20 protein-coding genes are annotated in these 25,854 nt (G+C 46.5%); 14 read left to right on the top strand and 6 right to left on the bottom strand.

Going from position 1 to position 25,854, the window contains the following annotated elements; genetic code table 11:
* The first annotated feature begins 91 nt into the window (after window positions 1–91).
* The 11 genes from B2X65_RS05675 (at window position 92) to adk (ending at window position 16,032) form a co-directional block, all read left to right on the top strand.
* A complete protein-coding gene (locus tag B2X65_RS05675; protein ID WP_290611200.1) occupies window positions 92–2,770 on the top strand; it encodes a TonB-dependent receptor plug domain-containing protein in 2,679 nt (892 codons plus the stop codon).
* A 61-nt stretch (window positions 2,771–2,831) separates the two neighbouring features.
* On the top strand, window positions 2,832–3,794 hold the full coding sequence (locus tag B2X65_RS05670) for a class I SAM-dependent methyltransferase (protein WP_290611198.1): 963 nt from the start codon (window positions 2,832–2,834) through the stop codon (window positions 3,792–3,794).
* A gap of 73 nt (window positions 3,795–3,867) precedes the next feature.
* Entirely contained in the window at window positions 3,868–5,817 is a 1,950-nt protein-coding gene (locus B2X65_RS05665) for an alpha/beta hydrolase family protein (RefSeq protein WP_290611197.1), read from the top strand.
* Between the two features lie 118 nt (window positions 5,818–5,935).
* Window positions 5,936–6,220 (top strand): hypothetical protein, encoded by a 285-nt coding sequence (locus B2X65_RS05660; RefSeq protein WP_290611196.1) that lies wholly within the window; start codon window positions 5,936–5,938, stop codon window positions 6,218–6,220.
* Between the two features lie 156 nt (window positions 6,221–6,376).
* Window positions 6,377–8,908, top strand: coding sequence for a B12-binding domain-containing radical SAM protein (locus B2X65_RS05655; protein ID WP_290611195.1), 2,532 nt, complete (start codon window positions 6,377–6,379; stop codon window positions 8,906–8,908).
* Between the two features lie 366 nt (window positions 8,909–9,274).
* On the top strand, window positions 9,275–9,823 hold the full coding sequence (gene apt, locus B2X65_RS05650) for an adenine phosphoribosyltransferase (protein ID WP_290611194.1): 549 nt from the start codon (window positions 9,275–9,277) through the stop codon (window positions 9,821–9,823).
* A gap of 45 nt (window positions 9,824–9,868) precedes the next feature.
* Window positions 9,869–11,995 carry a DNA polymerase III subunit gamma/tau gene (gene dnaX, locus B2X65_RS05645; RefSeq protein ID WP_290611193.1) on the top strand — a complete coding sequence of 709 codons (2,127 nt, stop codon included), beginning with the start codon at window positions 9,869–9,871 and terminating at the stop codon, window positions 11,993–11,995.
* A gap of 84 nt (window positions 11,996–12,079) precedes the next feature.
* Window positions 12,080–12,406: a YbaB/EbfC family nucleoid-associated protein gene (locus tag B2X65_RS05640; protein WP_290611192.1), complete on the top strand. Its 327-nt coding sequence runs from the start codon at window positions 12,080–12,082 to the stop codon at window positions 12,404–12,406.
* Window positions 12,407–12,424: 18 nt separating this feature from the next.
* Window positions 12,425–13,027: a recombination mediator RecR gene (gene recR / locus B2X65_RS05635; protein WP_290611191.1), complete on the top strand. Its 603-nt coding sequence runs from the start codon at window positions 12,425–12,427 to the stop codon at window positions 13,025–13,027.
* Window positions 13,028–13,164: 137 nt separating this feature from the next.
* Window positions 13,165–15,090 carry a molecular chaperone HtpG gene (gene htpG / locus B2X65_RS05630; RefSeq protein ID WP_290611190.1) on the top strand — a complete coding sequence of 642 codons (1,926 nt, stop codon included), beginning with the start codon at window positions 13,165–13,167 and terminating at the stop codon, window positions 15,088–15,090.
* Between the two features lie 297 nt (window positions 15,091–15,387).
* Window positions 15,388–16,032 (top strand): adenylate kinase, encoded by a 645-nt coding sequence (gene adk / locus B2X65_RS05625; protein WP_290611189.1) that lies wholly within the window; start codon window positions 15,388–15,390, stop codon window positions 16,030–16,032.
* 93 nt (window positions 16,033–16,125) lie between these two features.
* Here adk and B2X65_RS05620 read toward each other — a convergent pair whose 3' ends face one another.
* Entirely contained in the window at window positions 16,126–16,623 is a 498-nt protein-coding gene (locus B2X65_RS05620) for an Hsp20 family protein (RefSeq protein ID WP_290611188.1), read from the bottom strand.
* Window positions 16,624–16,821: 198 nt separating this feature from the next.
* Window positions 16,822–17,370: a thiol peroxidase gene (tpx, locus tag B2X65_RS05615; protein WP_290611186.1), complete on the bottom strand. Its 549-nt coding sequence runs from the start codon at window positions 17,368–17,370 to the stop codon at window positions 16,822–16,824.
* Between the two features lie 202 nt (window positions 17,371–17,572).
* On the opposite strand from tpx, the gene B2X65_RS05610 reads away from it, so the two are divergent.
* Window positions 17,573–18,577 carry a response regulator gene (locus tag B2X65_RS05610; RefSeq protein WP_290611185.1) on the top strand — a complete coding sequence of 335 codons (1,005 nt, stop codon included), beginning with the start codon at window positions 17,573–17,575 and terminating at the stop codon, window positions 18,575–18,577.
* A gap of 2 nt (window positions 18,578–18,579) precedes the next feature.
* Window positions 18,580–19,557 (top strand): sensor domain-containing diguanylate cyclase, encoded by a 978-nt coding sequence (locus B2X65_RS05605; RefSeq protein WP_290611184.1) that lies wholly within the window; start codon window positions 18,580–18,582, stop codon window positions 19,555–19,557.
* Window positions 19,558–19,579: 22 nt separating this feature from the next.
* On the opposite strand, the gene B2X65_RS05600 is transcribed toward B2X65_RS05605, so the two are convergent.
* The 4 genes from B2X65_RS05600 to sodB all read right to left on the bottom strand — a co-directional run bounded on the left by B2X65_RS05600 (window position 19,580) and on the right by sodB (window position 25,178).
* Window positions 19,580–21,094 carry a SpoVR family protein gene (locus B2X65_RS05600; RefSeq protein ID WP_290611183.1) on the bottom strand — a complete coding sequence of 505 codons (1,515 nt, stop codon included), beginning with the start codon at window positions 21,092–21,094 and terminating at the stop codon, window positions 19,580–19,582.
* A gap of 9 nt (window positions 21,095–21,103) precedes the next feature.
* Window positions 21,104–22,369, bottom strand: a complete 1,266-nt coding sequence (locus B2X65_RS05595) for a YeaH/YhbH family protein (protein ID WP_290611182.1) — start codon at window positions 22,367–22,369, stop codon at window positions 21,104–21,106.
* A 13-nt stretch (window positions 22,370–22,382) separates the two neighbouring features.
* Entirely contained in the window at window positions 22,383–24,305 is a 1,923-nt protein-coding gene (locus tag B2X65_RS05590) for a PrkA family serine protein kinase (RefSeq protein WP_290611181.1), read from the bottom strand.
* A 288-nt stretch (window positions 24,306–24,593) separates the two neighbouring features.
* Window positions 24,594–25,178: a superoxide dismutase [Fe] gene (gene sodB, locus B2X65_RS05585; protein WP_290611180.1), complete on the bottom strand. Its 585-nt coding sequence runs from the start codon at window positions 25,176–25,178 to the stop codon at window positions 24,594–24,596.
* A 254-nt stretch (window positions 25,179–25,432) separates the two neighbouring features.
* Here sodB and B2X65_RS05580 point away from each other — a divergent pair, with 254 nt between their 5' ends.
* A complete protein-coding gene (locus B2X65_RS05580; protein ID WP_290611179.1) occupies window positions 25,433–25,783 on the top strand; it encodes a Grx4 family monothiol glutaredoxin in 351 nt (116 codons plus the stop codon).
* Window positions 25,784–25,854 lie beyond the last annotated feature (71 nt).

Here is a 25,854-nt window from a genome sequence, read left to right as displayed (position 1 = left end):
ATCCGGGATGAATGGAGTGCCAATTGCCTAAAAGATTGGTAACTGTTTAAAAATAGAATCACTAGCGAGATAGTGGTCCAGGGAGAAATACATGTATACAAATAATAAATTAAATAAAGCTGTGCGCTTAGCTATCGCCTTCGGCGCAGCTTCAGCTACTGCTTTTACTGCTTCAGTAACCGCAGCAGAAGAAGATGAGTCGGCTAAAGTTGAACGTATCGAAATCACCGGTTCGCGGATTAAGCGTACCGATTTAGAAGGCGCACTGCCGGTAACTGTTATTGACCGTGAGGCAATTGAGTTATCAGGTGAGATTTCTGTTGCAGATTTAATCCGGAATACCACTTTCAACAGCGCTGGTTCTTTCCGTCCTCAGTCAGGTAGTTCTGCTCAGGGTGTAAGCCAGGTAAACATGCGCGGTCTGGGTGCCAGCCGTACTCTGGTTCTGGTAGATGGTCGTCGTTTAACTATGTCTCCTTCAACAGGTTCATCACAGGATTTGAACTCAATTCCTATGGCGGCAGTTGAGCGTATCGAAATCCTGTCTGATGGTGCATCAGCAGTATACGGTTCAGACGCTATCGGTGGTGTAATCAACGTTATTACCCGCAGAGACTTCAACGGCGTAGAACTGAGCGTTGGTGCTGCTGAAGTTAGCATCCCGAGTGAAGGTGGTGAGCGTGAAAACGGTTCAGTAGTTTTCGGTTCAGCTAATGACACTACACAGATCATCGGTGGTGTTTCATGGAACAAGCGCGATATCATTTTTGAAAACGCGTTCCCTTGGGTTGAGCCAGGTAGCTCAATCTACGGTAATAACTACCGTGGTGCTGCATTCGCTGGTTTCAAAGCTGTTCCTGGTGGTTGTAACGAGACTAACTTCATTCCAGGTCCTATCGCTGGTTTTGAACGTTGTCAGTTCAACTTCAACGCAACCAACGCCAACGAAGCATCAATCGGTAACGAATCATTATTTGTTAAGTTAAACCACCAAATCAATGATGACTGGTCTATCTATGCTAACGCCAGCGTAGCTAAAACCAGCTCTTTTGGTCGTTATGCACCAGCTCCGGATTCAAACATTTTCTATGACGGTTTAGCGACACCGGTTGACAGCTACAACAACCCAACTAACCCTGATGCCTGGATGTATGATGCGAACAACCCAAATGCGGTTGCATTTGATCCGGTTCTGGCTGGTCCTAACCAGGAAGTGTTCTTCTATCACCGTTTTGCTGCCATGGGTAACCGTGACAACACAATCGACAACGAAAACGTAGATTTCTTAGTCGGCTCTATGGGCCGGATTGGCGAAATTGATGTGGATTTCGGTGCTCGTCGGGTTCGTAACCAAACTTTAGGTTTAGGTGATGGCTACCTGGCTGCAAGCACTGCATGGGGTAACGTAAACAACTTTAACCCTGGCTACTGTGATGATGGCTCGTTTAACCCTGCTTCTTGTCGTTTTGGTTACGACATTCAAAACCCAGGTTCAAACCCAAGCAATGTTTTACAGGCAGGCGTAGTAACAACTGCTCGTAAATCACAGTTTGATATCAACGAGTATTACGCCAGCGCATCTTTCGACCTGTTCGAAATGGCCGGTGGTATTTCTCAGGCGTCTGTTGGTGTTGAGCGTCGTGAAGAAGTTTACTCTGATAAGTACGATTCACAGTCTGCTGCAGGTTTAGTAGGTGGTTCATCAGGTAGTTCAGCTGGTGGTGACCGTTCAGTAAACGCGGCGTTCTTCGAAACCTTATTACCTGCCACTGATGATTTAGAAGTGTCTGTTGCTGGTCGTTTCGATAACTATTCAGACTACGGTTCAGATTTCTCACCTAAAGTAGGTGTTAAATATACCGCAATGGACGGTTTACTGTTACGCGCCTCTTACGGTTTAGGTTTCCGTGCCCCGTCACTGGATATCTTAACTCAGGCCACTTCTTTCTCTGCTGACTCAGTAGCGGATCCGGTAACCTGTTTAGCTTTAACCGGTGATGCTGATGACCCATGTCAAATTAACGCGTACTATATTGCTAACCCTGACTTAGCGTCTGAGAGTTCAACTCAGTATGCGTTTGGTGCGGCTTACTCGTACGACGACTGGTTCTTTGTTAAAGCCGATTACTACAATATCGAAATTGAAGATCGGATCCGTCAGTTTGATTCACAGACGCTGATTAACCGTCAGGCATCTGGTGACCCAATCCCAGCTGGTTTAGGTGTAACTCGTGATGCAAGTGGCCTGATTACCCGCATCGATGCTGGTTACGGTAACGAAGGTACTCTGGAAACTTCAGGTGTTGATTTAAACATCCGTACCAGCTTTGACTTCGGTAACGCTGGTCGCTTAATCAACAACTTGTACGTGTCGCACATCATTGATTATTCAGTGGATGGTGGCCGTAACAACGTTGAAGACCCAGGCTTACCACAGCAGCGTATTAACCTGAACAACCAATATGTATTCGGTGATTTCGACTTCGCGTGGAACATCAACATGATTGGTTCTCAGTTCAATACCGTAGCAGCTGCTGACGGCGGTGGTGTAGTTCGCGAAGGTCATATTGCAACCTGGACTACTCACGATTTGCAGGTAACTTACAATGCACCTTGGAACGCCAAAATTTCAGTTGGCGCTCAGAACGTGTTTGAGAAAGAACCACAGTTAGGCACTTCTGCCGCAGCGCGTGGTTCACGTTCTTACAACTTCGACTTATACAACGCTTTTGGTCGTATTACCTATATCCGGTATACACAGAGCTTCTGATAAGTTAATGAGTTAAAACTAAAGGCAGGCTAACCCCTGCCTTTTTCTTTGGGAAAACAGCATGACTTCAACAGCGCACTGGGACAGTTACTGGCAAGCCAGCCGCAGCCTGAACAGCTTTGGTGAGGGTGAAGCCGCCAGCGGCTACGAAGGGGAACTGTTAGCGCTCTGGAATAACAGCTTTAAGCAGCTGGCTGATAATGCTACGGTGCTCGATGTAGGCACCGGCAATGGGGCTATCGCTGTCGCGGCCAGAAAGTATTCAAACCTTACGCAACGCCGGTTTACCATTTATGGCGCAGATGCCGCCAACATTAAGCCCTTGCAGGTATTTGCCGACAATTCTGAAATTGCGGGCTTATTAGCCACTATTACGTTTTACCCTGAATGTAAAACTGAGGCATTACCCTTTGCTGATGCATCGGTAGATTTAGTGACCAGCCAATTTGCTTTTGAATATGCCGAACGTGACGCTGCGCTGCATGAGTGCATCAGGGTGTTAAAACCTGCAGGCCAATTTATGGCGATAATGCATCATACTAATTCAGATATAGCCAAAGACAGTGCTGCAGGAGTGGCGGTCCTTAATCAATTTTTAAATGCTTCGGCGTTTTTTAAGCACGCACGTACATTATTGGCCTGCATGGCTGAGCAAGCTCAGCGGGCAGAAACGCCAGCGCTTGTGCAACGAACCCAGCAGGCCAACCAGTCGGTTTTAAACTGTAGCCGACAGATTAAACAGCAATTGGGCCCGGAAAGTTTAGCCTGGTATAACGATGTTATGGCCAGAGTTGCTAAATTAATTGTCAATTTTTCTGTGACCAGCATGACGCAGCTCGATATCGAGCAGCAACGTCTGGCATTATTTTTAAAGCGCTTAGTGGATCAGCAACAGGCATCCCTATCCACGGCAGGGGCGGCAGAGCTTAGCGCGCTACTGACCGCACGGGGATATGCTTACCAGTTAACCGAACTGAATATAGAAGAACATTTGTTTGGCTGGTTATTAAAAATTAAGAAATAATTTGTAATAGTTTTATGATTATAACGACAGAAAATTTATAGTATTATACAAAAAAATAAAACAGGGGTGTCGTGTGAAAAGATTTGTAGCAGTATTTTTGGTGTTAATGCTGACCGGGTGGTCCGCCTTTGCCAATGAGTCGGCCGTTGCTAAGGAGTTAGTACCGGTTCGTCATTATTTTGAGCATGCTAAATTCGACAATATGAAGATCTCGCCAGATGGCAAGCATATTGCGTTTACGTTTCAGGAAGATACCGAAAAGAAACTGGCGGTAATGAAGCTAAGCAATATGGCGGTTACCGCTAGTTTTGCTTTCGGCGAAAATATGCACGTGGTTAATTTTTACTGGGGAAATAAAACCCGGGTACTGATGGAAGTGGCAGAAGTAACCGGCAATCTGGTTAATATGAATGGCAGCCCGGTTAATTTGTATGCGGCTAATATTGACGGTACCCGTCGCTTAGAGTTGTTCCGCACTGGTATGTCAGGCTACACAATTTTGCACTTATTGCCTGATCAGCCAGATCGTATTCTGATCGGCAAACGCCATTATGCTGAAAAAAATGGTATGCGCGCCTTTACCATTGATATTAACCGGGCTAAAGAGCGCTATCTTGACGATCAGCCACAAGGCGTAATTGCGGGTTTAATTGCTGACAATAGCGGAGACATTCGGATAGGCGTGGAGTATATCGAGGGGAAAACCTTCGATGAAAACAAGACTGTTATTCACTACAAGAAAAATGATAGCTGGCAGAGGCTCGATTTACCGTCTAAGCGTGCTAATCCTCAGGTCAGACCCTTAGGGTTTTCAGCGGACAACTCCCTCGCTTATTTTTCGTCAAACCATGACATGGCTGAAGGCGATGTGGCCGGCGTGTTTGTGTACGATTTTACCACCTCAGAGGTAAGCCTGATTGCAAGGCATGCCTATTCAGATGTTGGCCGGGCCTTTCACAGTCACCAGGGCGATGTGCTGGCGGTAAGTTACATGGCTACCAACAACGAAGTGGAGTTTATCAACCGTGAACATCGGGATGCGAAGCTACTGGCCGGACTGCAGGCTGCGTTTCCGGGGCAGGCGGTTTCGATCACCTCATTCGATAGGGCCGGTAAAACTGCTTTATTTCGGGTAAGCAGCGACCGTAATCCGGGTGAATTTTATTTATACGACACCGAGCAAGGTCAGGCCCGTTATTTAGCCTCTGCCCTTGGCAAACTTGACAATGAACAGTTGCAGCCCATGCAGCAGATTAGTTTTACGGCGCGTGATGGCAAAGTTATCCGTGGTTTATTAACCTTACCGCCAGAGGGTAATAAGAACTTACCGTTAATTGTAAACGTGCATGGTGGTCCTTTTGGTCCGTTTGATAGCTGGGGCTTTAATAATGAAGTACAGTTTCTGGCCAGCAGAGGGTATGCAGTATTGCAGATAAACTTCCGTGGTTCGGGTGGCTATGGCGATGATTTCCAGCGCGCAGGTCGCTTACAATGGGGCCATGCCATGCAGGACGATGTTACTGACGGTACCTTATGGGCGGTAGAGCAGGGCATTGCCGATAAAGAACGTATTTGTATCTATGGTGGTAGCTATGGTGGTTACGCTGCTTTGTGGGGCGTGATTAAAGAACCAGATCTGTATAAATGTAGTGTGGGTTATGTCGGCGTTTATGATATGCCGCTATTTTTTGATGGTGATGGTTCCGATGCGAGTAGAAGCAGAGGCATTGAGCAGTATATTAGCTCACACGTCGGAGAAGGTGATGACTACATGCGCTCTATTTCTCCGGTGCATCACGTAGATAAAATAAAGGCTGAGCTGTTTATTGTGCATGGCTCCAGAGATGTGCGGGTGCCGATTGTTCATGCAAATAATTTGAAAAAAGCGCTGGATGATATCGGTAAGCCTTATGAGTGGTTAGTGAAAGAAGATGGTCACGGCTTTTTTAAAGTGGACCACAGAGTTGAGCTTTTTAGTCAAATGGCTGAATTTTTTGATAAGCATATAGGTAAAGCAGATTAAAGTATTAGTTAATCAACATGTTGTATTCAGATAACATGTTTTAACAATTATGGTTTGCACTTTGTCAAATGTTCCGATAATGTTTAACCGACAGTTGAAATAGCAGGGAGATAGTAGGTTGAAAATTAAATTATTGGCGGTATGTTTTACCAGCGTGTTGTTAGCAGGCTGTGCCAGTACGACGGATGTTTCAGATAATCGCGCTTCGCGTAACTTTGAATTTGAAGTCGTGGATGAAAACGACAAAGTGACTCATATTTGCCGTAACGAACGTGCTACCGGCAGCAATATCGGCCGGCGTAATTGCCGTACCATTGAGCAGGTTGAAGCGGATCGTGCTCAGGCCCGTATGGAGCTTGAACGGGCCCAGGGGTCGCTGGTGACCCCACCTCCAGGTGGCTAATGTATTCGCTTATTAAAAAAACCACTGTTGCAGTGGTTTTTTTTTGCCTGAGATAAACGCATTTAGTGCGAGGAATACTGCTGAAACGAACAGAGTTAAGTGATAAATTGTGGCATAGACCTGAACACAGCATTTTATTTTTCGGAGTTAACCGTTTTGTACCTGAATAACCAGTTTATCATTATGCAACGTGGCGGCCAGTTGATGCTTAGCCAGATCTCCGGTGTAACCAAACCTTTTCTGGTGCATGAGCTGGATATTCTGTTGTTGTCTTTGTTTATTGAGCATCAGGACAAAACGACGGTAAGTGATGCTTTCGTTACCAATGTGCTGGTAACGAAATTGGCTCCCCAGATAACCGCTGCCGCAGTAGCTAACCGGATCCATCAGCTACAACAAGCGGGAATATTAACACCGGAGCCTCCCAAAGCAGCAGAGGCTATGGCAGCAGTGGCGGTGCCGTTAAGTGAAGCTACGTTCTCTGGCTTAGTGTCGGCTAACAATGACGAAGTGCCAGAAGCATTGTCTGTCAGTATACATTTTGCGGCGTTAATAGGGCCCGCTGGCTTTAGCGCTTGGTCAGCACAGCAACAGCGGCAACTGGCATTGCCTGTCGCTTCGCTATTAGTTTTATTGGCCTTTGCTGACGGTAAAAAGCAAACAGAGATCATTGCTGATAAAGCTGAGCTGTTTGAACAACCCCAGCAGGCTTCTCAAATAATTTCAGATCTTTATCGCGCTGGCTTACTAATCAAGAAAAAACGTATTGTGCAAAGCAAAGCGGATGACATTCCGTTATTTAACCCGGTATCACCAACGCCGGGTATTGTCAGCAGCTGGCAGGATATTCAACCGGATGGCAGAATTCCGGTCTATTTTGTTCCTCATATGGAGAATCATCTGCCGTTAGCGTTAGGTGTTTTATATAGCGCACTGCAGCATTATGAAAACGGTGCACTACTTGAACGATTTGTACTGATCCCGATAAACTTTCTTAATCCAAATGATCTACTGAATGGTCCTTACCGCCGCTTTGGCCCCGGCGTCTGGCTGTTTTCAAATTATATGTGGTCGGTAGACTTAAATCTGCAGATCAGTCAGTCAATAAAACAACATAATCTGACGAACCTGACTATTCATGGTGGGCCTAGCACCCCGGATTATCCGCAAGCTTGTAAAGATTTTATGCACAGCCATCGTTCTGTTGATATTGCGGTGCATGGTGAAGGGGAGGTGGCCATTGCCGAGATTTTTGAAACTATCTTTAAAAACCCTCAGGGTAACGTCGAGGTTGATGACTTTGCCCTGACCAATGTCACGGGTATAACGTTTCGCAACGCACTGAGTCAGAGCATCGTGCATACGGCGGGCCGCACCCGGATGAAAGAAGTTGATGTCATTCCATCACCGTATTTATCTGGTTATTTTGATGGCTATGGTGGCCGGGTAGAAGCAGCTATTATAGAGACTAACCGCGGCTGTCCGTACGGCTGTACATTTTGTGACTGGGGTTCAGCAACCAATCAGAAAGTGCGTAAATTTGATATAGAGCGGGTCAAACAGGAAATTAATTGGATAGGCCAGAATAAAATAAAAGTGATGTGGATAGCCGATGCAAACTTTGGCATGTACGAAAGAGATATTGAGATTGCCAGGGACATTGTCGCGGTCAAAAAGCAGTACGGGTATCCCAATGAAGTGGTTGTAAATTACACCAAAAATTCAACCTTAAAACTGGTCGAAATCATCAAAATATTTACTGATGGCGGTATTATTAGTCAGGGTATTATTTCCATTCAGACCACGGACGAAGATACGCTGGATGTCATTAACCGTAAAAATATTCGTACCGAGCGTTATGACGAACTAACCCAGATATTTGATGATTTAAAGCTACCGTTATCTACTGATTTAATGATTGGCTTACCTGGTATTACGGTGGCTGCGTTTGATAATGATCTACAGCGTTATATTGATATGGACGTATCGGTAAAAGCCTATCCTACCCAGTTATTGCCCAATAGCCCGATGGCTGATCCTGCTTATATTGAAAAGCATCAGATAAAAGTAGATGCCAATAATTTTCTGATTGCCAGTTTTAGCTACACTGAGCAAGATTTAATTCATATGAAAGCGATGTATCAGATGTATGTCATGGCAGATGGGTATTCATTGTTACGTTATGTCATGCGTTATTTGCAGTGGGAACATGGCATACCCGCTATCCGGTTTTTACGGGATCTACTGCAACAGGTGACCGACACCCCAACCCGTTATCCTCAGATTAGCTGGGCGGTACGGTTTTTTAATCAGGACAAAACAATGCCAGGTGGCTGGGCCACTTTCTATCAGCAGATAGCCATGTTTATTCGGCAGCACTATACATTACCAGACAGTACTGCATTAGCTACGGTATTAGAGGTTAACTTACTATGTATGCCGGACGATACCCTAAGTTATCCACTTACTGCTCAGCTGGCGCATGATTTTCAGCGATACTTCAAAGAATTTAAGCAGTTAAAAACACCATTAGCGAGTTATCCTCCTGCCACCTTTGAAGTTACCGATCCAAACTCAATGGTTAGTGTCGATATGAACTACCTGCAATACGACACCCATCAGTTTTTCTGGGAGTTACATTCAGAGGTGGCACGGCCAAAGTCAGTTTCAGACTTTGCCGCGGCCTGAAAGCTTGCCTCAATATCCAGTTGAAACAGGATATTGAAGGTAGTGATGTCAGCCATGAGTGAAAGTGGCCGTGATAGTGGTGATCCCGTAGCGCCAAAGCGGGTGTTCTTTTTGGGATATTGACGTGGAATGCTTTCCAAACGCCTTTAAATTCATTACCATTAGCGCCCTTAAAAATGTTCATTATCAGCAAAGAGTGGATTGCATGGCCGACGAAAATTTTAAAGATTCATTTAATTTTTGGCAGTTTCTGGCTTTTGTAGCCGTTTTTGTCACGCTGCTGTGTCTGGTGCCAATTGTGCGCTGGGTACAACTTTTGTTCTGATTTAAAAACGCCAGCGAATACCAGTCTGAAAAGGTAGCATCATGAATTTGCAACAATTAGCTTCTGAATTAAAAGCCGTTATTAAAACCGTGCCGGATTACCCAAAGCCGGGCATTACCTTTCGCGATGTTACCAGCCTGATGCAGGACGGTCCGGCCTTTAAGAAAGTGATTGATGCTTTTGCGGCATACTATGCTGACAAAGGTATAGAGAAGATTATTGGTACTGAATCCCGTGGTTTTATCTTTGGTGCGCCACTCTCTTATGCGCTGGGTATTCCATTTGTGCCGGTTCGTAAACCCGGGAAACTGCCACGGGAGCGTATTTCTCAGAAGTATATTCTGGAGTATGGTGAAGATGCGCTGGAATTACATGCTGATGCAATAGAGCCAGGTGATAAAGTATTACTGGTTGATGATTTACTGGCAACCGGCGGTACCATAGATGCCACTGTGCAGTTAGTGCGGCGTTTAGGCGGCACTGTAGAGCATGCGGCCTTTGTCATTGCCTTACCTGAGCTTGGTGGTGTAAGCCGGTTGCAGGCATTGGGTTTAAATATTTTAAGTCTGGTTGAGTATAGCGGCGAATAAGTTTAGGCTGGTGTCAGATCCCCTCTTTAAGCATCAGGCTGTGGCATGAGTTATCAGGTTTTAGCAAGAAAATGGCGGCCAAAACAGTTTAGCGAACTGGTTGGCCAGGCTCATGTCAAGGTGGCGCTGAGTAATGCGCTGAGCAGTAGCCGGCTGCACCATGCCTATTTGTTTACCGGCACCCGCGGCGTGGGTAAAACCACCATAGCCCGTATTTTTGCGAAAAGTTTAAATTGCGAAACTGGTATTACTGCTACCCCTTGTGGTGTATGCGGCGCCTGCGAAGAAATAGACGCGGGCAATTTTGTCGACTTACTGGAAATTGATGCCGCCTCCCGCACAAAAGTAGAAGATACCCGCGACTTACTCGATAATGTGCAATATGCCCCCAGTCGTGGTCGTTTTAAAGTTTACCTGATTGACGAAGTGCATATGCTGTCGCGCCACAGCTTTAATGCTTTGCTGAAAACCCTGGAAGAACCTCCGCCTCATGTGAAGTTTTTGCTGGCGACAACTGACCCGCAAAAGCTACCGGTGACAGTGTTGTCACGCTGTTTACAATTTAGTTTAAAAGCGCTGAGTCCTGATCAGATTGCAGGCCATCTGGCGCATGTATTGACGCAAGAGCAAATCCCGTTTGAAACGGCTGCGCTGACGCTGTTGGCTAAAGCCGCCAAGGGCAGCTTGCGTGACTCGCTAAGCCTGACCGATCAGGCGATTGCGCAAAGTAATAGCCAGCTAAATCTTGACGTGGTGCGTGAGATGCTGGGCTTTTTAGATCAACAGTTTGCCAGTGCAATACTGCGTGCCATTTTGCAACAGGATTTTCAAGCCTTGCAGGCTGAACTACAGGCATTGATAAGTCAGCATAACAGTTACAGTACGGTACTGGATGATATGCTGTGCCTGCTTCATCAGGCGGCATTAACCCAGCTGGAGCCAACTGCAGCGCAGCTGTCAGAGCAGCCTGAGTTTGTCGGGGAGCTGGCTGCTGATCAGAGTCCGGAAGCATTGCAGCTGTATTATCAGCTGTTAATTAGCGGTAAACGCGAATTACGCTATGCCCCGGATGAACGCACAGGTTTGGAGATGGCGTTGTTGCGGGCCCTGGCGTTTGTGCCTGCGCCTGGCGGCGCAGCCACTGCTACTTTGGGTAAGCCCGTCATGACTCCTGCAGCGCAATCTACCGACGCGCAATCGGGCCCAGTACCAACAACAACAGCGCAAACAACAGCACAAGCTACACCAACGCAAGAGCCTGCAACTCACACTGCTGAGCCTGAAAGTGCCGGAGTTATCTCGCAGGCTAAAGCCTCACCGCAGCCTGTTCCGCCAGAAACTGCTCCAGTGCAGTCTGCGCCAGTCGACAGTATCGACCCCCTGACTGCCAGTATTATTAAGCGCCGGGGACTGGCTGCAGATACAGGTGGTTTACCGCCAAAAAAGTCTGAGCACCGGCCTGCGCCGGTGCCATCAGCCGGGTCTTTGCCATCACCCACGCCGTCGCCATCAATAGCGTCACAGCAGGTGAGCCATCAGCACCTCGTAGCCGTAAATAAAGCGGCAGGTCAGTTGCAACCGGTCACACCGCTCGATAGCGAGCCGGCTGCCAAGCAGCAAGCCCTGGCAACTTATCCGGATGAGGCAGAGCCGGAACCAGAGCAACTTTATCCGGAAGACCCGGTAAATCAGGCCATGCTTGATTCGTTGTGGCAGCAAAGTCACCAGCAGGCAGAGCCCGGTAAGCAGTTTGATGGAGAGATCAATGAACAAAACTTCTCGGTCCGGTTTGCGGCTGAAGTGGATAGTTGGGCCGCCCTTATCGAAAAAATGCCGGTAGGTGGCCTGATGCGACTGTTTTTGCTTAACAGTGCGATGCAATTGGATCATCAGACGCTGACCTTGCAGGTGCAGCAGAGCCAACAGCACCTTGATAACGAGGATTTTCGCAGCCAGTTACAGAGTTTATTGTCTGATGCCATGGGCCAGTCTTTGCAGTTAGCAATCCATTATACTAACAACGTGGAGCAGTGCCCGTTAGCTATACAGCAACGCATTGAACAGGAGCGGCTAGGTTATGTCAGCAGGTTGCTGCAGCAAGACCCGAACGTTCAACAAATACAGCAACAATTTGATGCCAGCTTGTTGTTAGACACCTTGCAGGTAAACTAGCCTCTGCACCAGCGGGGCTTATCTTGTAATTTATGGCGTTACTGATTATCGTGACGTCAGCAAAGTAAAAAGAGAGATGAAATTATGTTTAAAGGTGGTATGGGCAATATTATGAAGCAGGCGCAAGCCATGCAGGAAAAAATGCAGAAGGTGCAAGCCGAAATTGCCAATATGGAAGTAACCGGTGAGTCGGGAGCCGGCCTGGTAAAAATTACCATGACAGGTGGCCATAATGTGCGCCGGGTTGAGATAGATGACAGCTTGCTGGCGGATGATAAGGAAATGCTGGAAGATTTAGTGGCAGCGGCCTTAAACGATGCGGTGCGCCGGGTTGAAGAAAATAACAAAGAGCAGATGGCCAAAGTGACCGGTGGTATGCAATTACCGCCCGGTATGAAATTACCATTTTAATTAAGGTAATTACGCCGTATGAGTAAATTGGCCCCTTTAGTTCAGCAATTAATAGAAACCTTGCGGGTGCTACCCGGCGTGGGGCCTAAGTCTGCACAGCGTATGGCTTTTCAGTTACTGGAGCGCAACCGTGAAGGCGGCGCAAGACTCGGTGTGGCATTGACAAAAGCCATGGAAAAGGTGGGGCATTGTCAGTGCTGTCGTACTTTCTGCGAAACAGATTTGTGTGCGCTTTGTGCCGATCCGGCCCGAGCGCAGGCAGGCACCTTGTGTGTGGTGGGCTCTGCTTCCGATCAGCTGGCGATTGAACATACCGGTCAGTTCAACGGCCTGTATTTTGTGTTGATGGGCTATATTTCGCCACTCGATGGCATTGGCCCCGCTGAGCTGGGGCTGGACCGTCTGGATAAGCAGTTAGCTAAAGGCCACATTAGTGAAGTTATCCTGGCAACTAACCCGACGGTGGAAGGCGATGCGACGGCCTATTTCCTGGCAGAGCTGTGCCGTAAGTATGCTATTCCGGTAACCCGTTTAGCTCAGGGGGTACCAGTGGGTGGTGAGCTCGAATATATCGACGGCACCACCTTGTCCCATGCTTTTAGTGGCCGGAAATCCTTCTGATCACCTTATACCCGCATATTGTACCTGCGTATTTTTTATAGCTTGAATTTTGTTGCCGGTTACCCCATATAACTGGCAACTGATCAACGCAGCCGCGTTTTATTATTTTTGCTAACACTACGTTCGAGGACCTAATAATGAGTGATAATACTGCCACTAACCCTGGACAGAAACAGACTCATGGCTTTCAGGCTGAAGTAAAACAACTACTGAACCTGATGATCCATTCACTGTATTCCAACAAAGAAATTTTTCTGCGTGAATTGGTATCAAATGCTTCCGATGCCGCCGATAAGCTGCGCTTTCTGGCCTTGTCTGATTCCAGTCTGTATGGCGAAGATGGTGATTTAAAAGTCCGGATCAGTCTGGATGAAGCCAACAAGACCCTGACCGTCAGTGACAACGGTATCGGCATGACTGAGCAGGAAGTCATTTCTCATTTAGGCACTATAGCAAAGTCAGGCACCAAAGAGTTTTTCTCTCAGTTATCTGGTGATCAAAGCAAAGACTCTAAGCTGATCGGTCAGTTTGGCGTCGGGTTTTATTCGGCCTTTATTGTTGCAGACAAAGTGACGGTGCGTACCCGCAAAGCCGGAACTAACGAAGCTGTTGAATGGGAATCTGCCGGTGAAGGTGAGTATACCCTGGCACCGATTACTAAAGACAGCCGCGGTACCGATATTATTCTGCACCTGAGAGAGGGTGAAGATGAGTTCTTAAGCCGTTGGAAAGTGGAGAGTATTATTACTAAATACTCTGACCATATCAGCATTCCGGTAGAAATGTGGCAGGAAGGCTCGCCTGAGCGTGAAGAAGAAGGTGAGACTATCGCCGCGACTGAAGGCAGCTGGCAGGCGGTTAACAAAGCAACTGCACTGTGGACCCGAGATAAGTCTGAAATTACCGAGCCTGAATATCAGGAGTTTTATAAGCATATCTCTCACGATTGGAGTGAGCCCCTTAGCTGGAGCCACAACAAAGTTGAAGGCAGCAGCAATTACACCAGCCTGTTGTACGTGCCGAAAAAAGCACCGTTCGATATGTGGAATCGCGAAGCGAAGCATGGCCTGAAACTTTATGTACAGCGCGTTTTTATTATGGATGACGCTGAACAGTTTATGCCAAGTTACCTGCGCTTTATCAAGGGCGTGCTGGATTCCAGTGATTTACCGCTGAACGTGTCACGGGAAATTTTGCAGGATACTAAAGTTACCCAGAGTTTGCGCAAAGGCTGCACCAATCGCACCTTGAAAATGCTGGATAAACTGGCAAAAGATCCTGAGCAGTATCAGGTGTTCTGGGACGAGTTTGGCCAGGTGCTCAAAGAAGGTCCGGCCGAAGACATGGCTAATAAAGAGCAGATTGCCGGCTTATTGCGCTTTGCATCTACTCATAATGATGATGCAACGCAGAACGTATCGCTGGCCGATTATCTTGGCCGGATGAAAGAAGGCCAGGATGAAATTTACTACGTGGTAGCCGATAGTTATCAGGCAGCTAAGCACAGTCCTCATCTGGAAGTGTTCCGTAAAAAAGGCATTGAGGTGTTGCTGCTCTCTGATCGGATTGATGAGTGGTTAATTCAGCACTTACCTGAGTTTAGTGAGAAGAAACTGCGCTCCGTGGCGAAAGGTGGCTTAGATTTAACTAAGCTGGACGATGAAGAAACTCAAAAAGCCCAGCAAGAAACAGCCGAAGCATTTGCCAGTGTGCTGGCGCGTTTTAAAACGGCGCTGGGTGATGAAGTAAAAGAGGTTAAGGTTAGTCACCGCTTAACCGACAGCCCGGCATGCGTGGTTACCGATGAACACGATATGAGCACCCAGATGATGAAACTGATGGAGTCAGTGGGCCAGAAAGTACCGGACGTGAAGCCAATTTTTGAGCTGAATCCTGAACATCAGCTGGTAAAACATATTGCCGACGAGACGGATGATGCACGGTTCAATGAATGGGCGCAGGTGTTGTTTGAGCAAGCGTTGCTGGCAGAGCGTGGCAGTTTAAAGAATCCTGCCAGCTATGTAACACGGTTAAATAACTTACTGTTATCGCTGGCCAAGTAACAAAGCCATCGCTCAAATAAACCCGCCCGGTGCGTTAGCCTGAGCGGGTTTTTTATTATAGCCCTCAGACTTTAGTCGGGATCTAAGGGTAATAGTGGGTAGAAAAGCGTTAGTTTCTGTCGTTTTAGGATGTAAACGGCGTCAGACCCTGCTGATATCAAGGCTATCGACTAAAGGCTAGTAAATACGCCACCTCAGGTAGCACCAGTGGACAAAATTCTTGTTTCAGCAGGCGCATTGTGTAAAGATTCAGATATTATAAATATTGGAATAATCCGAGAACACGAGGGTGTTGCTATGCGTATCATTTTGTTAGGGGCCCCGGGTGCCGGAAAAGGAACCCAGGCTCAGTTTTTAATGAATAAATATGGGATCCCACAAATTTCGACCGGCGATATGTTGCGCTCGGCCATTAAAGAAGGGTCTGAGTTAGGGCTGGCAGCAAAGCAGGTGATGGATGCCGGGCAGCTGGTTTCAGATGATATTATTATTGGTTTGGTAAAAGAGCGAATTGCGAAAGACGATTGCAGCAAAGGATTTTTACTGGATGGTTTCCCCCGGACCATTCCTCAGGCCGATGCGATGCGGGAACAGGGTATTGAAATCGACCATGTAATTGAATTCGATGTGCCAGATGATGTTATCGTGGAGCGGATGAGTGGCCGTCGGGTACATCCGGCGTCCGGCCGGGTTTACCACACTACTTATAATCCACCTAAAGTGGCAGGAAAAGACGATGAAACCGGTGAGGACCTGATTATTCGTCCAGACGATATAGAGGCTACTGTACGTAAACGTCTTGCCATATATCATGAGCAGACTGAGTTATTAGTGGGGTACTATCGCAAAGCGGCCGCTGCTGGCGAAACTCAGTATCATTATGTCGAAGGCACCAAACCTGTTGAAGAGATTAGTGCGCAATTGGTTAAACTTTTAGATTAATCTTAGTGAGCTCCCAGCAGCAAGATCCGCTGGGTTATAAGAATAAGCCCTCAATTGAGGGCTTATTCGTTTATTGCAACAGTTACTTGCTTATTAGCCGTTTACAGCAGTTTTTACCTTGCTGTTTTCAGCTCGGTTGTTATTGGCCTCAGTAACCAGATGTGGCTGGCTACTATTACCAATAGTAATTTTCCTCGGTTTTAACGCCTCAGGTACCTCACGTACCAGGGTGATGTGCAACAAGCCATTGCCAAGCGATGCGCCCGTTACTTTTACATACTCAGATAACTGAAACTTGCGTTCAAAGTTACGTTCCGCTATTCCCTGATGGACAAAGTGTCGGCCATTATCCTTACTGTCTCTCTGGCCTTGCACCACTAAGGTATTGTGCTCGGTTTCGATTGACAACTCCTGTTCACTAAAGCCAGCGACGGCCATGGTGATGCAGTACTCGTCTTCACCGGTAACCTCAATATTGTAGGGCGGATATGCAGGTTGTTTTTCGTTGCGGGCAGCTGCATTCATCAGGTTTGCCAGGTGGTCAAAACCGATAAAAGAGCGGTAAAACGGAGTAAAATCTAAGTTGTTCATAGCCAAATCCTCTGTAGATAGCAAAATGGTTGGTTAATACCCTTCTTTTGAACGGGTAAGCAGCAAGTCAGCTTTTGTGCTGATACCAGGCTGTAGCAGGTGCCTTATCAGGCCACCTGCTTAATAAATGAGGCTGGATAGTTATTTTTCAAGAGAGGATGTTAACTTTTTTGAGGGACTACGTTTAAACAACAACGACTAGGGCTGTTTTAATAAGCCAGTCAGTGCTGCCAGTGCCGCATCATAATCAGGCTCCTGCGCCAGTTCTGGTACTAATTGTTGATAGTGCAATTTACCCTCGTTATCAATTAATAAAATAGCCCGGGTCAGCAAGCCCATATCTTTAATCAGCAAACCATAGCTGCTGCCAAAATCGCGCCATACTGCGTCTGATAAAACCGCCATGTCTGCGACTTGTTCTTGCTCGCAGTAACGTTTCTGAGCGAAAGGTAAATCGGTGCTGATGGTAAGCAACACCACATTTTCGGGTAAATTGGCGACTTCATTGTTAAAACGCTTAGTTTGCAATGAGCAGATACCGGTATCAATACTTGGTACTACGCTGATCAACAGGGTCTTACCCCGAAAATCTTGTAACTGCACCGTTTTAAAATTATTGTCAACAACTTTGAATGCCGGTGCGCGCTGGCCAGTTTTCAATTCCTTGCCCAGCAATACGACTTGTTGATTACCCGCTTTAACCTCACTTATTCTGCTCGGTAATTTGGCCGTGAGATCTGCTGCCATTACTGGTAGACTAAAAACGGTGCTAAATAACACTGTGCTTATGATTAAAGATTTTCTAAACTGGATTAACATAGTGAATATCCTAATTATCTGGAATGTAATAGTAATTAAAGCAATAACACAATTTATTTGCCGTTAGTGCTGTTATCTATAACAGTTTTGCGTCTATTATAAACGGAAGAAGTATTAAAGTGAGTGCTCAATGACCGCCGCAGTACTAATATGTGATGATTCGAATCTGGCTCGCAAACAACTTGCAAGGATCTTACCACAGGATTGGCAAGACAGCGTTCATTTTGCTGGTCATGGTGCTGATGCTCTGGCGACCCTGGAGAAAGAGCAGATTGACTGGCTGTTTCTCGATTTAAATATGCCGATAATGGATGGCTATCAGGTGTTAGCCGAGCTGAAAAGGCGCCAGCTTAATGTCAATGTTGTGGTGGTCTCCGGTGACGTTCAGCCTGAAGCGTATCAAAGGGTAATGGAACTGGGAGCGATTGATTTTATTCGCAAACCTGTTGATACCGCTAAATTGCAGGTTATTTTTCAAAACGCGACCTTACGTAAACCTGCGCCTGTACAAGCCGTTAAGCGGCCTGCTGACACAGAGCTCAATGCAGAAATGCGTGATGTTTTCCAGGAAATTACCAATGTAGCGATGGGGCAGGCAGGGGATTTACTGGCCAGGCTGCTGAATGTTTTTGTGAAGTTACCCATCCCTAACGTCAATGTTATTGAGGTCAGTGAGCTACATATGGCGCTGGCGTCAGTAGAGCAACATTCTTCTACCTCTGCAGTATGTCAGGGCTTTATCGGCGGCGGCGTTGCCGGTGAAGCACTGCTTATCCTCACGGATTCCAGTTTTAAAGATATCGCCGGCTTGCTGAATTTTCAGGGGGAGTTGACCTCATCAACTGAGTTGGAATTGCTAATGGATGTCGCCAATATTTTAATTGGCGCTGTACTAAAAGGTATTGCTGAGCAACTCGATATGAGCTTTAGTCAGGGGCATCCGGTCGTGCTTGGTCAACATGCGCCGGTGAGTGAGCTGATTAAAACAAACGCCAGGCGCTGGCGCAAAACGCTGGCAATAGAGCTAAGTTATGGCATTGAAAATTATAATATTAACTGTGACTTACTGTTGTTGTTTACCGAAGACAGTGTTAAAACCATGAAGCACAAAGTTGCTTTTTTACTGGAAGAATAGCCATGAGTTTAACCAATGCCGAGTTTGATGTTTCTGAAGTTCATTGGTTGATGGACATGTTTCAGACCGTGGATGTCGGACTGGTTGTATTAAACAGTGACTACCGGATCCAAGTCTGGAATGGTTTTATGGAAAGTCATAGTGGTTTAACACCACGTCAGGTAAGAGAGCGCTATTTATTTGATTTATTTCCAGAAATTGACGAGGATTGGTTGCGACGTAAATGTGATCCCGTTATTTTACTGAAAAACCGGGCCTTTACTATCTGGGAGCAACGTCCCTACATTTTTAAGTTTAAGAATTACCGGCCTATTACCGGCAGTGCTGAATACATGTACCAAAACAGTACTATTTTCCCACTGACCGACACCCGGGGGCAAGTGACCCATCTGTGCATCATCATTTACGATGTAACCGACGCCGCCGTCAGTAGGTCTGAGCTCGAGTCGATGAATGGTCGGCTGAAGCAGTTATCGAAAACAGATTTTCTGACGCAGCTAAGTACCCGCGGGCACTGGGAAGATGCACTGATTCAGGAGTTTAACCGGTTACAGCGTTATACCCAGCACCATAGCACGCTGCTAATGTGTGATATTGACCATTTTAAGCGGGTGAATGACACTTACGGTCACAGCGCCGGTGATGAAGTGATTCGTAAGGTTGCGGATGTCATTAAAGCCAACACCAGAACCACCGATTTGGCTGGCCGCTATGGTGGTGAGGAATTTGCTGTTCTGCTGGTTGATACCTCTATAGAGCAGGCGGTCTGTCTGGCAGAAAGGATCAGACAGCAAGTCGCAGTGTTAGCGATTGCCTATAACAAAACCGTGCTGAATGTCACTATCAGCCTTGGATTGGCAGAGCGTGACGTCAGCATGCAGGAACACCGGCACTGGATAGAAGCCGCCGATAACGCCTTGTATAAATCCAAAGTTGATGGCCGAAATAAAGTGACGTGCTACAGTCCGGATGAAGAGTGAAGCACCGCTTATCGGTTGCTATTTAGCCCGGTGGCGGTGGACAACGCAGTAGCAATTCGCCGTTGCCATCTTGATTTAACTGCTCGAGAATGACCTCAAAGCCCCATAACCGATGTAAGTGCTTTAACACTTCAGCTGCATTTTTAGCCAGCGGCACCCGTTGCTGTGGGATATAACGCAGGGTTAATGCGCGGTCAGTATTAATGTTAACGTTGTATACCTGAATATTGGGTTCGATCTGGCTTAAATTATACTGAGCGGACAGCATCTGCCGGATCCGCTGGTATCCTTGTGCATTATGTATAGCGCTGACTTCAAGACTGGTTGCCTCGTCATCATCCACAATGGCAAACAAATGAAAATCACGGATCACTTTGGGTGATAAATACTGGCTGATAAAGCTTTCGTCCTTAAAGTTCTCCATCGCAAAATGCAGCGTTTCAACCCAGTTGCTACCGGCGATATCAGGAAACCATTCTTTGTCCTCAGCGGAAGGCTGTTCGCAGATCCGACGAATGTCGGTAAACATGGCAAAGCCCAGGGCGTAGGGGTTAATGCCTGAATAATGCTTACTGTGGTACTCCGGTTGTGCGACTACATTGGTATGGCTGTGCAGCACTTCCAGCATAAAGCGGTCGCTAACTTTACCCTCATCGTATAAGTGCTGCAAAATAGTATAATGCCAGAATGTTGCCCAACCTTCGTTCATTACCTGAGTTTGTTTTTGTGGATAAAAGTACTGAGATATTTTGCGGACTATCCGGACAATTTCCCGCTGCCATGGCGTCAGTAACGGTGCATTTTTCTCGATAAAATACAGCAGGTTTTCCTGTGGCTCTGCCGGAAAGCGAGCCAAGTCTTCAGCTGCTGTGGGCGCCTTAGATGGGATGGTCCGCCATAAATCATTTACCTGACTTTGCAGGTAGGCTTCGCGTTCCTGTTGGCGTTTTTGCTCTATTTCCAGCGATATTTTCTGAGGACGCTTGTAGCGGTCTACACCATAGTTCATCAGCGCATGGCAGGAGTCGAGCATATCTTCCACTTCTGTAATGCCATATTTTTCTTCACACTGGCTGATATAATTTCTGGCAAAAACCAGATAGTCGATAATGGAACCCGCATCGGTCCAGGTTTTAAAAAGATAATTATTCTTAAAAAAGGAGTTATGTCCATAACTGGCATGTGCCATCACCAGCGCTTGCATTGTGATGGTGTTTTCTTCCATCAGGTAGGCAATGCAGGGGTTGGAATTAATGACGATTTCATAAGCGAGTCCCATGTAGCCTCGTTTATAGTTTTGTTCGGTTTGGATAAACTTTTTACCATAGGACCAGTGATGATAACCCAACGGCATGCCGACACTGGAGTAGGCATCCATCATTTGCTCGGCAGTAATCACTTCGATTTGATTGGGGTAGGTATCCAGCCGGTAAATGCCGGCAACCCGGGCAATTTCCTGATGGTATTGTTCGAGCAAATCGAAGGTCCAGTCCGGACCGTCGGACAGACAATGAGGGCGGACGTGTGCTTTAGCCATAGTATCTCCTCAGGCTGCCTGCTTTTTAAATAGCTGGCGAAATACCGGATAAATATCAGCTAATTCTCTGATATGCTCAATGGCCATATTATCGTGTTGAATCAATAGTTTTTCATACTCGTGCCACAGGCTCTGATGGGCCCGGGGGCTGATTTCAATGTAGGCATAATAACGAACCAGTGGCAGTACTTTATTGGCGAGCAGCGCCGCACAGGGCGCGCTGTCATCAGTCCAGTTATCACCATCTGATGCCTGAGCGGCATAAATATTCCACAAGGTGGGGTCGTACCGATCGGTAATAATCTCGTGCATCAATTTCACGGCTGAAGACACAATGGTGCCGCCGGTTTCCTGAGAGTAAAAAAACTCTTGCTCGTCTACTTCTTTTGCCTGAGTGTGATGCCGGATGTAAACCACGTCGACATTTTTATAGCTACGACTTAAAAATAAATACAACAGGATATAAAAGCGTTTTGCCATATCTTTGGTAGGCTGGTCCATCGAGCCGGAGACGTCCATCAGACAAAACATAACCGCCTTGCTGGTAGGCTCTGGCTTTTTTTGGTAATTTCTAAAGCGTAAATCAAAACTGTCAATAAACGGTACTGCAGCAATGCGGGCCTTCACCGTCGCAATCTGTTCGAGCAGTTGCAGCCGTAGCTGCTGATCGGGTACTGGCTCCCGGTCCAACGTCTGAAGTTGCTGCTCAAGCTCTGCTAGGGTTACTTTTTTACTGGCGGTTAATGCCACGCGCCTGGCCAGTGAGCCACGAAGGGAGCGCACAATATCAATAGTGCTTGGTACACCATCGGCGCGAAACCCTGCTCTGACGTTTTTATACTGAACCAGTTTATCCAGTTGATTTTTCTGCAGGTTTGGCAGGGCTAAATCTTCAAACAGTAAATCCAGGTATTCATCTTTAGAAATGGAAAACACAAAGTCATCGCTGCCTTCGCCATCTGCGCTGGCGTCGCCTTGCCCTGAACCCTGACCACCACCTTGTGGCCTGGCAATGCGGTCACCTTCACTAAACTGATCATTGCCCGGATGAATAATCTGCCGACGTCCGCCTTTTCCCTGATGAAAAAAAGGTTCAGTGATATCTTTATGCGGGATAGTGACGCTTTCGCCACTGCTGATATCGGTAACACTCCGATCGCTGATAGCATCGGCTACTGCTTTTTTAATCTGCTGCTTATACCGTCTGATAAAGCGCTGCCGGTTGACAGCACTTTTGTTTTTGCCATTAAGTCGTCGGTCAATAAAGTGCGCCATACTACCTCCGGCATTATTGTGATTTGCGAACCCGCAAATACCATTCCGACAGCAGCCTGACTTGCTTACGGGTGTAGCCTTTTTCCATCATCCGGTTGACGAAATCATCATGTTTTTTCTGATCCTCGGTAGAGGTTTTGGCATTAAATGAAATTACCGGCAACAGCTCTTCGGTACTAGAAAACATTTTCTTCTCAATCACAGTGCGAAGTTTTTCATAACTGGTCCACAGCGGATTCTTGCCATTGTTTTTTGCTTTGGCTCGCAGTACAAAGTTGACAATTTCATTGCGAAAATCTTTTGGGTTACTAATACCTGCGGGTTTTTCGATTTTCTCTAATTCGGCATTTAATGCCGCTCTGTCGAACAATTGCCCTGTTTCCGGATCGCGGTATTCCTGATCCTGGATCCAGAAGTCAGCATAAATAACGTAGCGGTCAAAGATGTTCTGGCCATATTCGGAGTACGACTCGAGATATGCGGTTTGGATCTCTTTGCCGATAAACTCAATATACTTCGGAATAAGATAGCCTTTTAAATGCTCCAGGTAGCGCTCTGCGGTATCAGCGGCAAATTGCTCGCGTTCTATTTGTTGTTCCAGTACATAAAACAGGTGCACTGGGTTGGCGGCGACCTCAGTACTGTCAAAGTTAAATACCCGGGATAGAATTTTAAAGGCAAAACGGGTAGAGAGTCCGGTCATGCCTTCATCTACGCCAGCATAATCGCGATATTCCTGATAAGATTTGGCTTTTGGATCGGTGTCTTTCAGGCTTTCCCCGTCGTACACCCGCATTTTTGAATAAATGCTCGAGTTTTCAGGTTGTTTTAACCTGGAGAGCACCGCAAATTGAGCCAGTGAACTTAAAGTGCCCGGTGCGCAGGGCGCCGCATTTAACTCGCTGTGCTCCAGCAGTTTCTGATAGATTTTCTTCTCTTCATTCAGGCGCAGGCAATATGGCACTTTGACGATATAAACCCGGTCCAGAAACGCTTCGTTGTTTTTGTTGTTACGAAAAGTCTGCCATTCCGACTCATTGCTGTGCGCTAAAATAATACCGTCGAAAGGCAGGGCAGCCAGACCTTCTGTACCATTGTAGTTACCTTCCTGCGTCGCCGTTAATAGCGGATGCAGGACTTTGATCGGGGCCTTGAACATTTCCACAAATTCCATCAGGCCCTGATTCGCCCGGCACAGGGCGCCCGAATAGCTGTAGGCATCGGGGTCGTTCTGAGCAAAATGTTCTAATTTGCGGATGTCTACTTTACCAACCAGTGCTGCAATGTCCTGATTGTTCTCATCACCAGGCTCCGTTTTGGCGATAGCGATCTGGTCTAAAATTGACGGATATTTTTTAACTACCCTAAACTGGCTGATGTCTCCATTGTATTCATGCAACCTTTTGGTCGCCCATGGCGATAGAATATTACGCAGGTAGCGGGGTGGGATGCCATATTCCTGCTGTAACAAGCGGCCATCTTCGCTGGCATCAAATAATGAAAGGGGGTGATCACATACTGGTGAGCCTTTAAGATAGTAAATTGGCACTTGTTGCATCAGGTGCTTAAGTTTTTCTGCCAGTGATGATTTACCACCACCGACCGGGCCTAATAAATATAAAATTTGCTTACGCTCCTCCAGACCCTGCGCTGAATGCTTAAGGTAGGACACGATTTGCTCTATCGCATCTTCCATGCCATAAAACTCAGAAAAGGCGGGGTAACGGGCAATGACGCGGTTGGAAAATAACCTGCTTAGCTTCGGATCCTGAGCTGTATCGATAAGCTCAGGCTCGCCAATGGCCAGCAATAATCGTTCTGCTGCCGTGGCGTAGCAACTTTTATCTTCTTTACAAAGCGCCAGATATTCCTGAATACTGAACTCTTCTTCTCGGGTGGCCTCATATCGTGATTTGTAGTGCTCAAAAATGCCCATACGCACCTCCAGCCATTGCTCGTGGGGAAAACAGATGTCGTTGCTGTTGCTTTAAGGTTAGACAGTAAAAATCATCTTCGCCTGTTTAATTCACCGAAAAATGTTAAGATTTAATGGCACACGCACTTAGCAATACGTAAAGGCTTCGCAACAGTATTACCGCAAAAAAGTGAAAAGTGGCAAGCGGGGAAGGGAGCTTTGGCTGAGCACGGATAAAAAATACCCGGCAAAGCCGGGTATTCAAAACATACTGTATTTTGCAGTGTTAACTAATAAAAATCAGTTAACTTATTTAGCGAAGTTATCGCCAGCGAACTGCCAATTTACCAACGCCCAGAATGCGTCAAGGTATTTAGGGCGAGCATTGCGGTAATCGATGTAGTAGGCATGTTCCCATAAATCGACAGTCAGCACCGGAGTTACGGCGGCATCCTGAATGGGTGTTGCAGCATTGCTGGTGTTAACAATATCCAGACTGCCATCGGCTTTTTTGACTAACCATGTCCAGCTTGAACCAAAATTATTTACTGCTTTATCATTCAGTGCTTTTTTAAACTCAGCAAACGAGCCCCACTTTGCATTAATTGCGTCGGCTAGGTGGCCAGTCGGTTCACCGCCACCGTTCGGTGATAAGCAGTGCCAGTAAAACGTATGATTCCAAACCTGAGCGGCGTTGTTGAACAAGCCACCGTCCGAACTCCGGATAATTTCTTCCAGCGATTTGCTGGCGTTCGGTGTGTCTTTTACTAAACCATTTAATTTTTCCACGTAAGTATTGTGGTGTTTGCCATAGTGATATTCCAGCGTTTCTGCTGAAATATGCGGGGCTAATGCGTCTTTCGGATAAGGTAATGCGGGTAATTCAAAGGCCATTGTTGTGCTCCGTTATCGTTGTTAAAGATGTCTGCATCGCGTAGACTACAAAACCTGACTAATTTACTCAAGTTTTAACTATGTCGGTTTTACGCTTCACATGCTGTGCTGGTTCTTAGACAAAACCAGCAATTATTGTTAGTAATAATTGTAATTGTAGAGCAGATATTGGGTTTTTTTTTATGAACTCAAGTGTTAGTCGCGAAAGATAAGCGTAAAATGGTTCAACTTTTTAAGTTTCTGCAGAGGTAAAAATGGAGACATTGGATAAAATTAAGCAGCAAATTGCTGAAAACCCCATTCTGTTATTTATGAAGGGCTCGCCTAAATTCCCAAGTTGTGGTTTTTCTGCTCAGGCTTCTCAAGCACTAATTGCCTGTGGTGAACAGTTCGCTTTTGTCGATATTTTGCAACATCCGGATATCCGGGCTGAATTGCCAAAATACGCTAACTGGCCAACGTTTCCGCAATTGTGGCTTGATGGTGAGTTAATTGGTGGCTGCGATATTATTCTGGAAATGTTCCAGCGGGGCGAGTTGCAGCCTCTGGTAAAAGATACTGCTGCTAAATCAGCAGGCACCGATACCACAACCGACGCTGAGTGAGTACAAACCCGGGTTCGTGATGGGTGAAGTGACGTTAGAAAAGCAGGGAGCAATGCTCCCTGTTTTTTTAA

This window comes from Arsukibacterium sp. UBA3155 (assembly GCA_002364615.1).
GTDB lineage: Bacteria > Pseudomonadota > Gammaproteobacteria > Enterobacterales > Alteromonadaceae > Alishewanella.
Note: the sequence above shows the minus strand (reverse complement) of the source record. Positions and strands in the feature narration are given on the sequence as shown.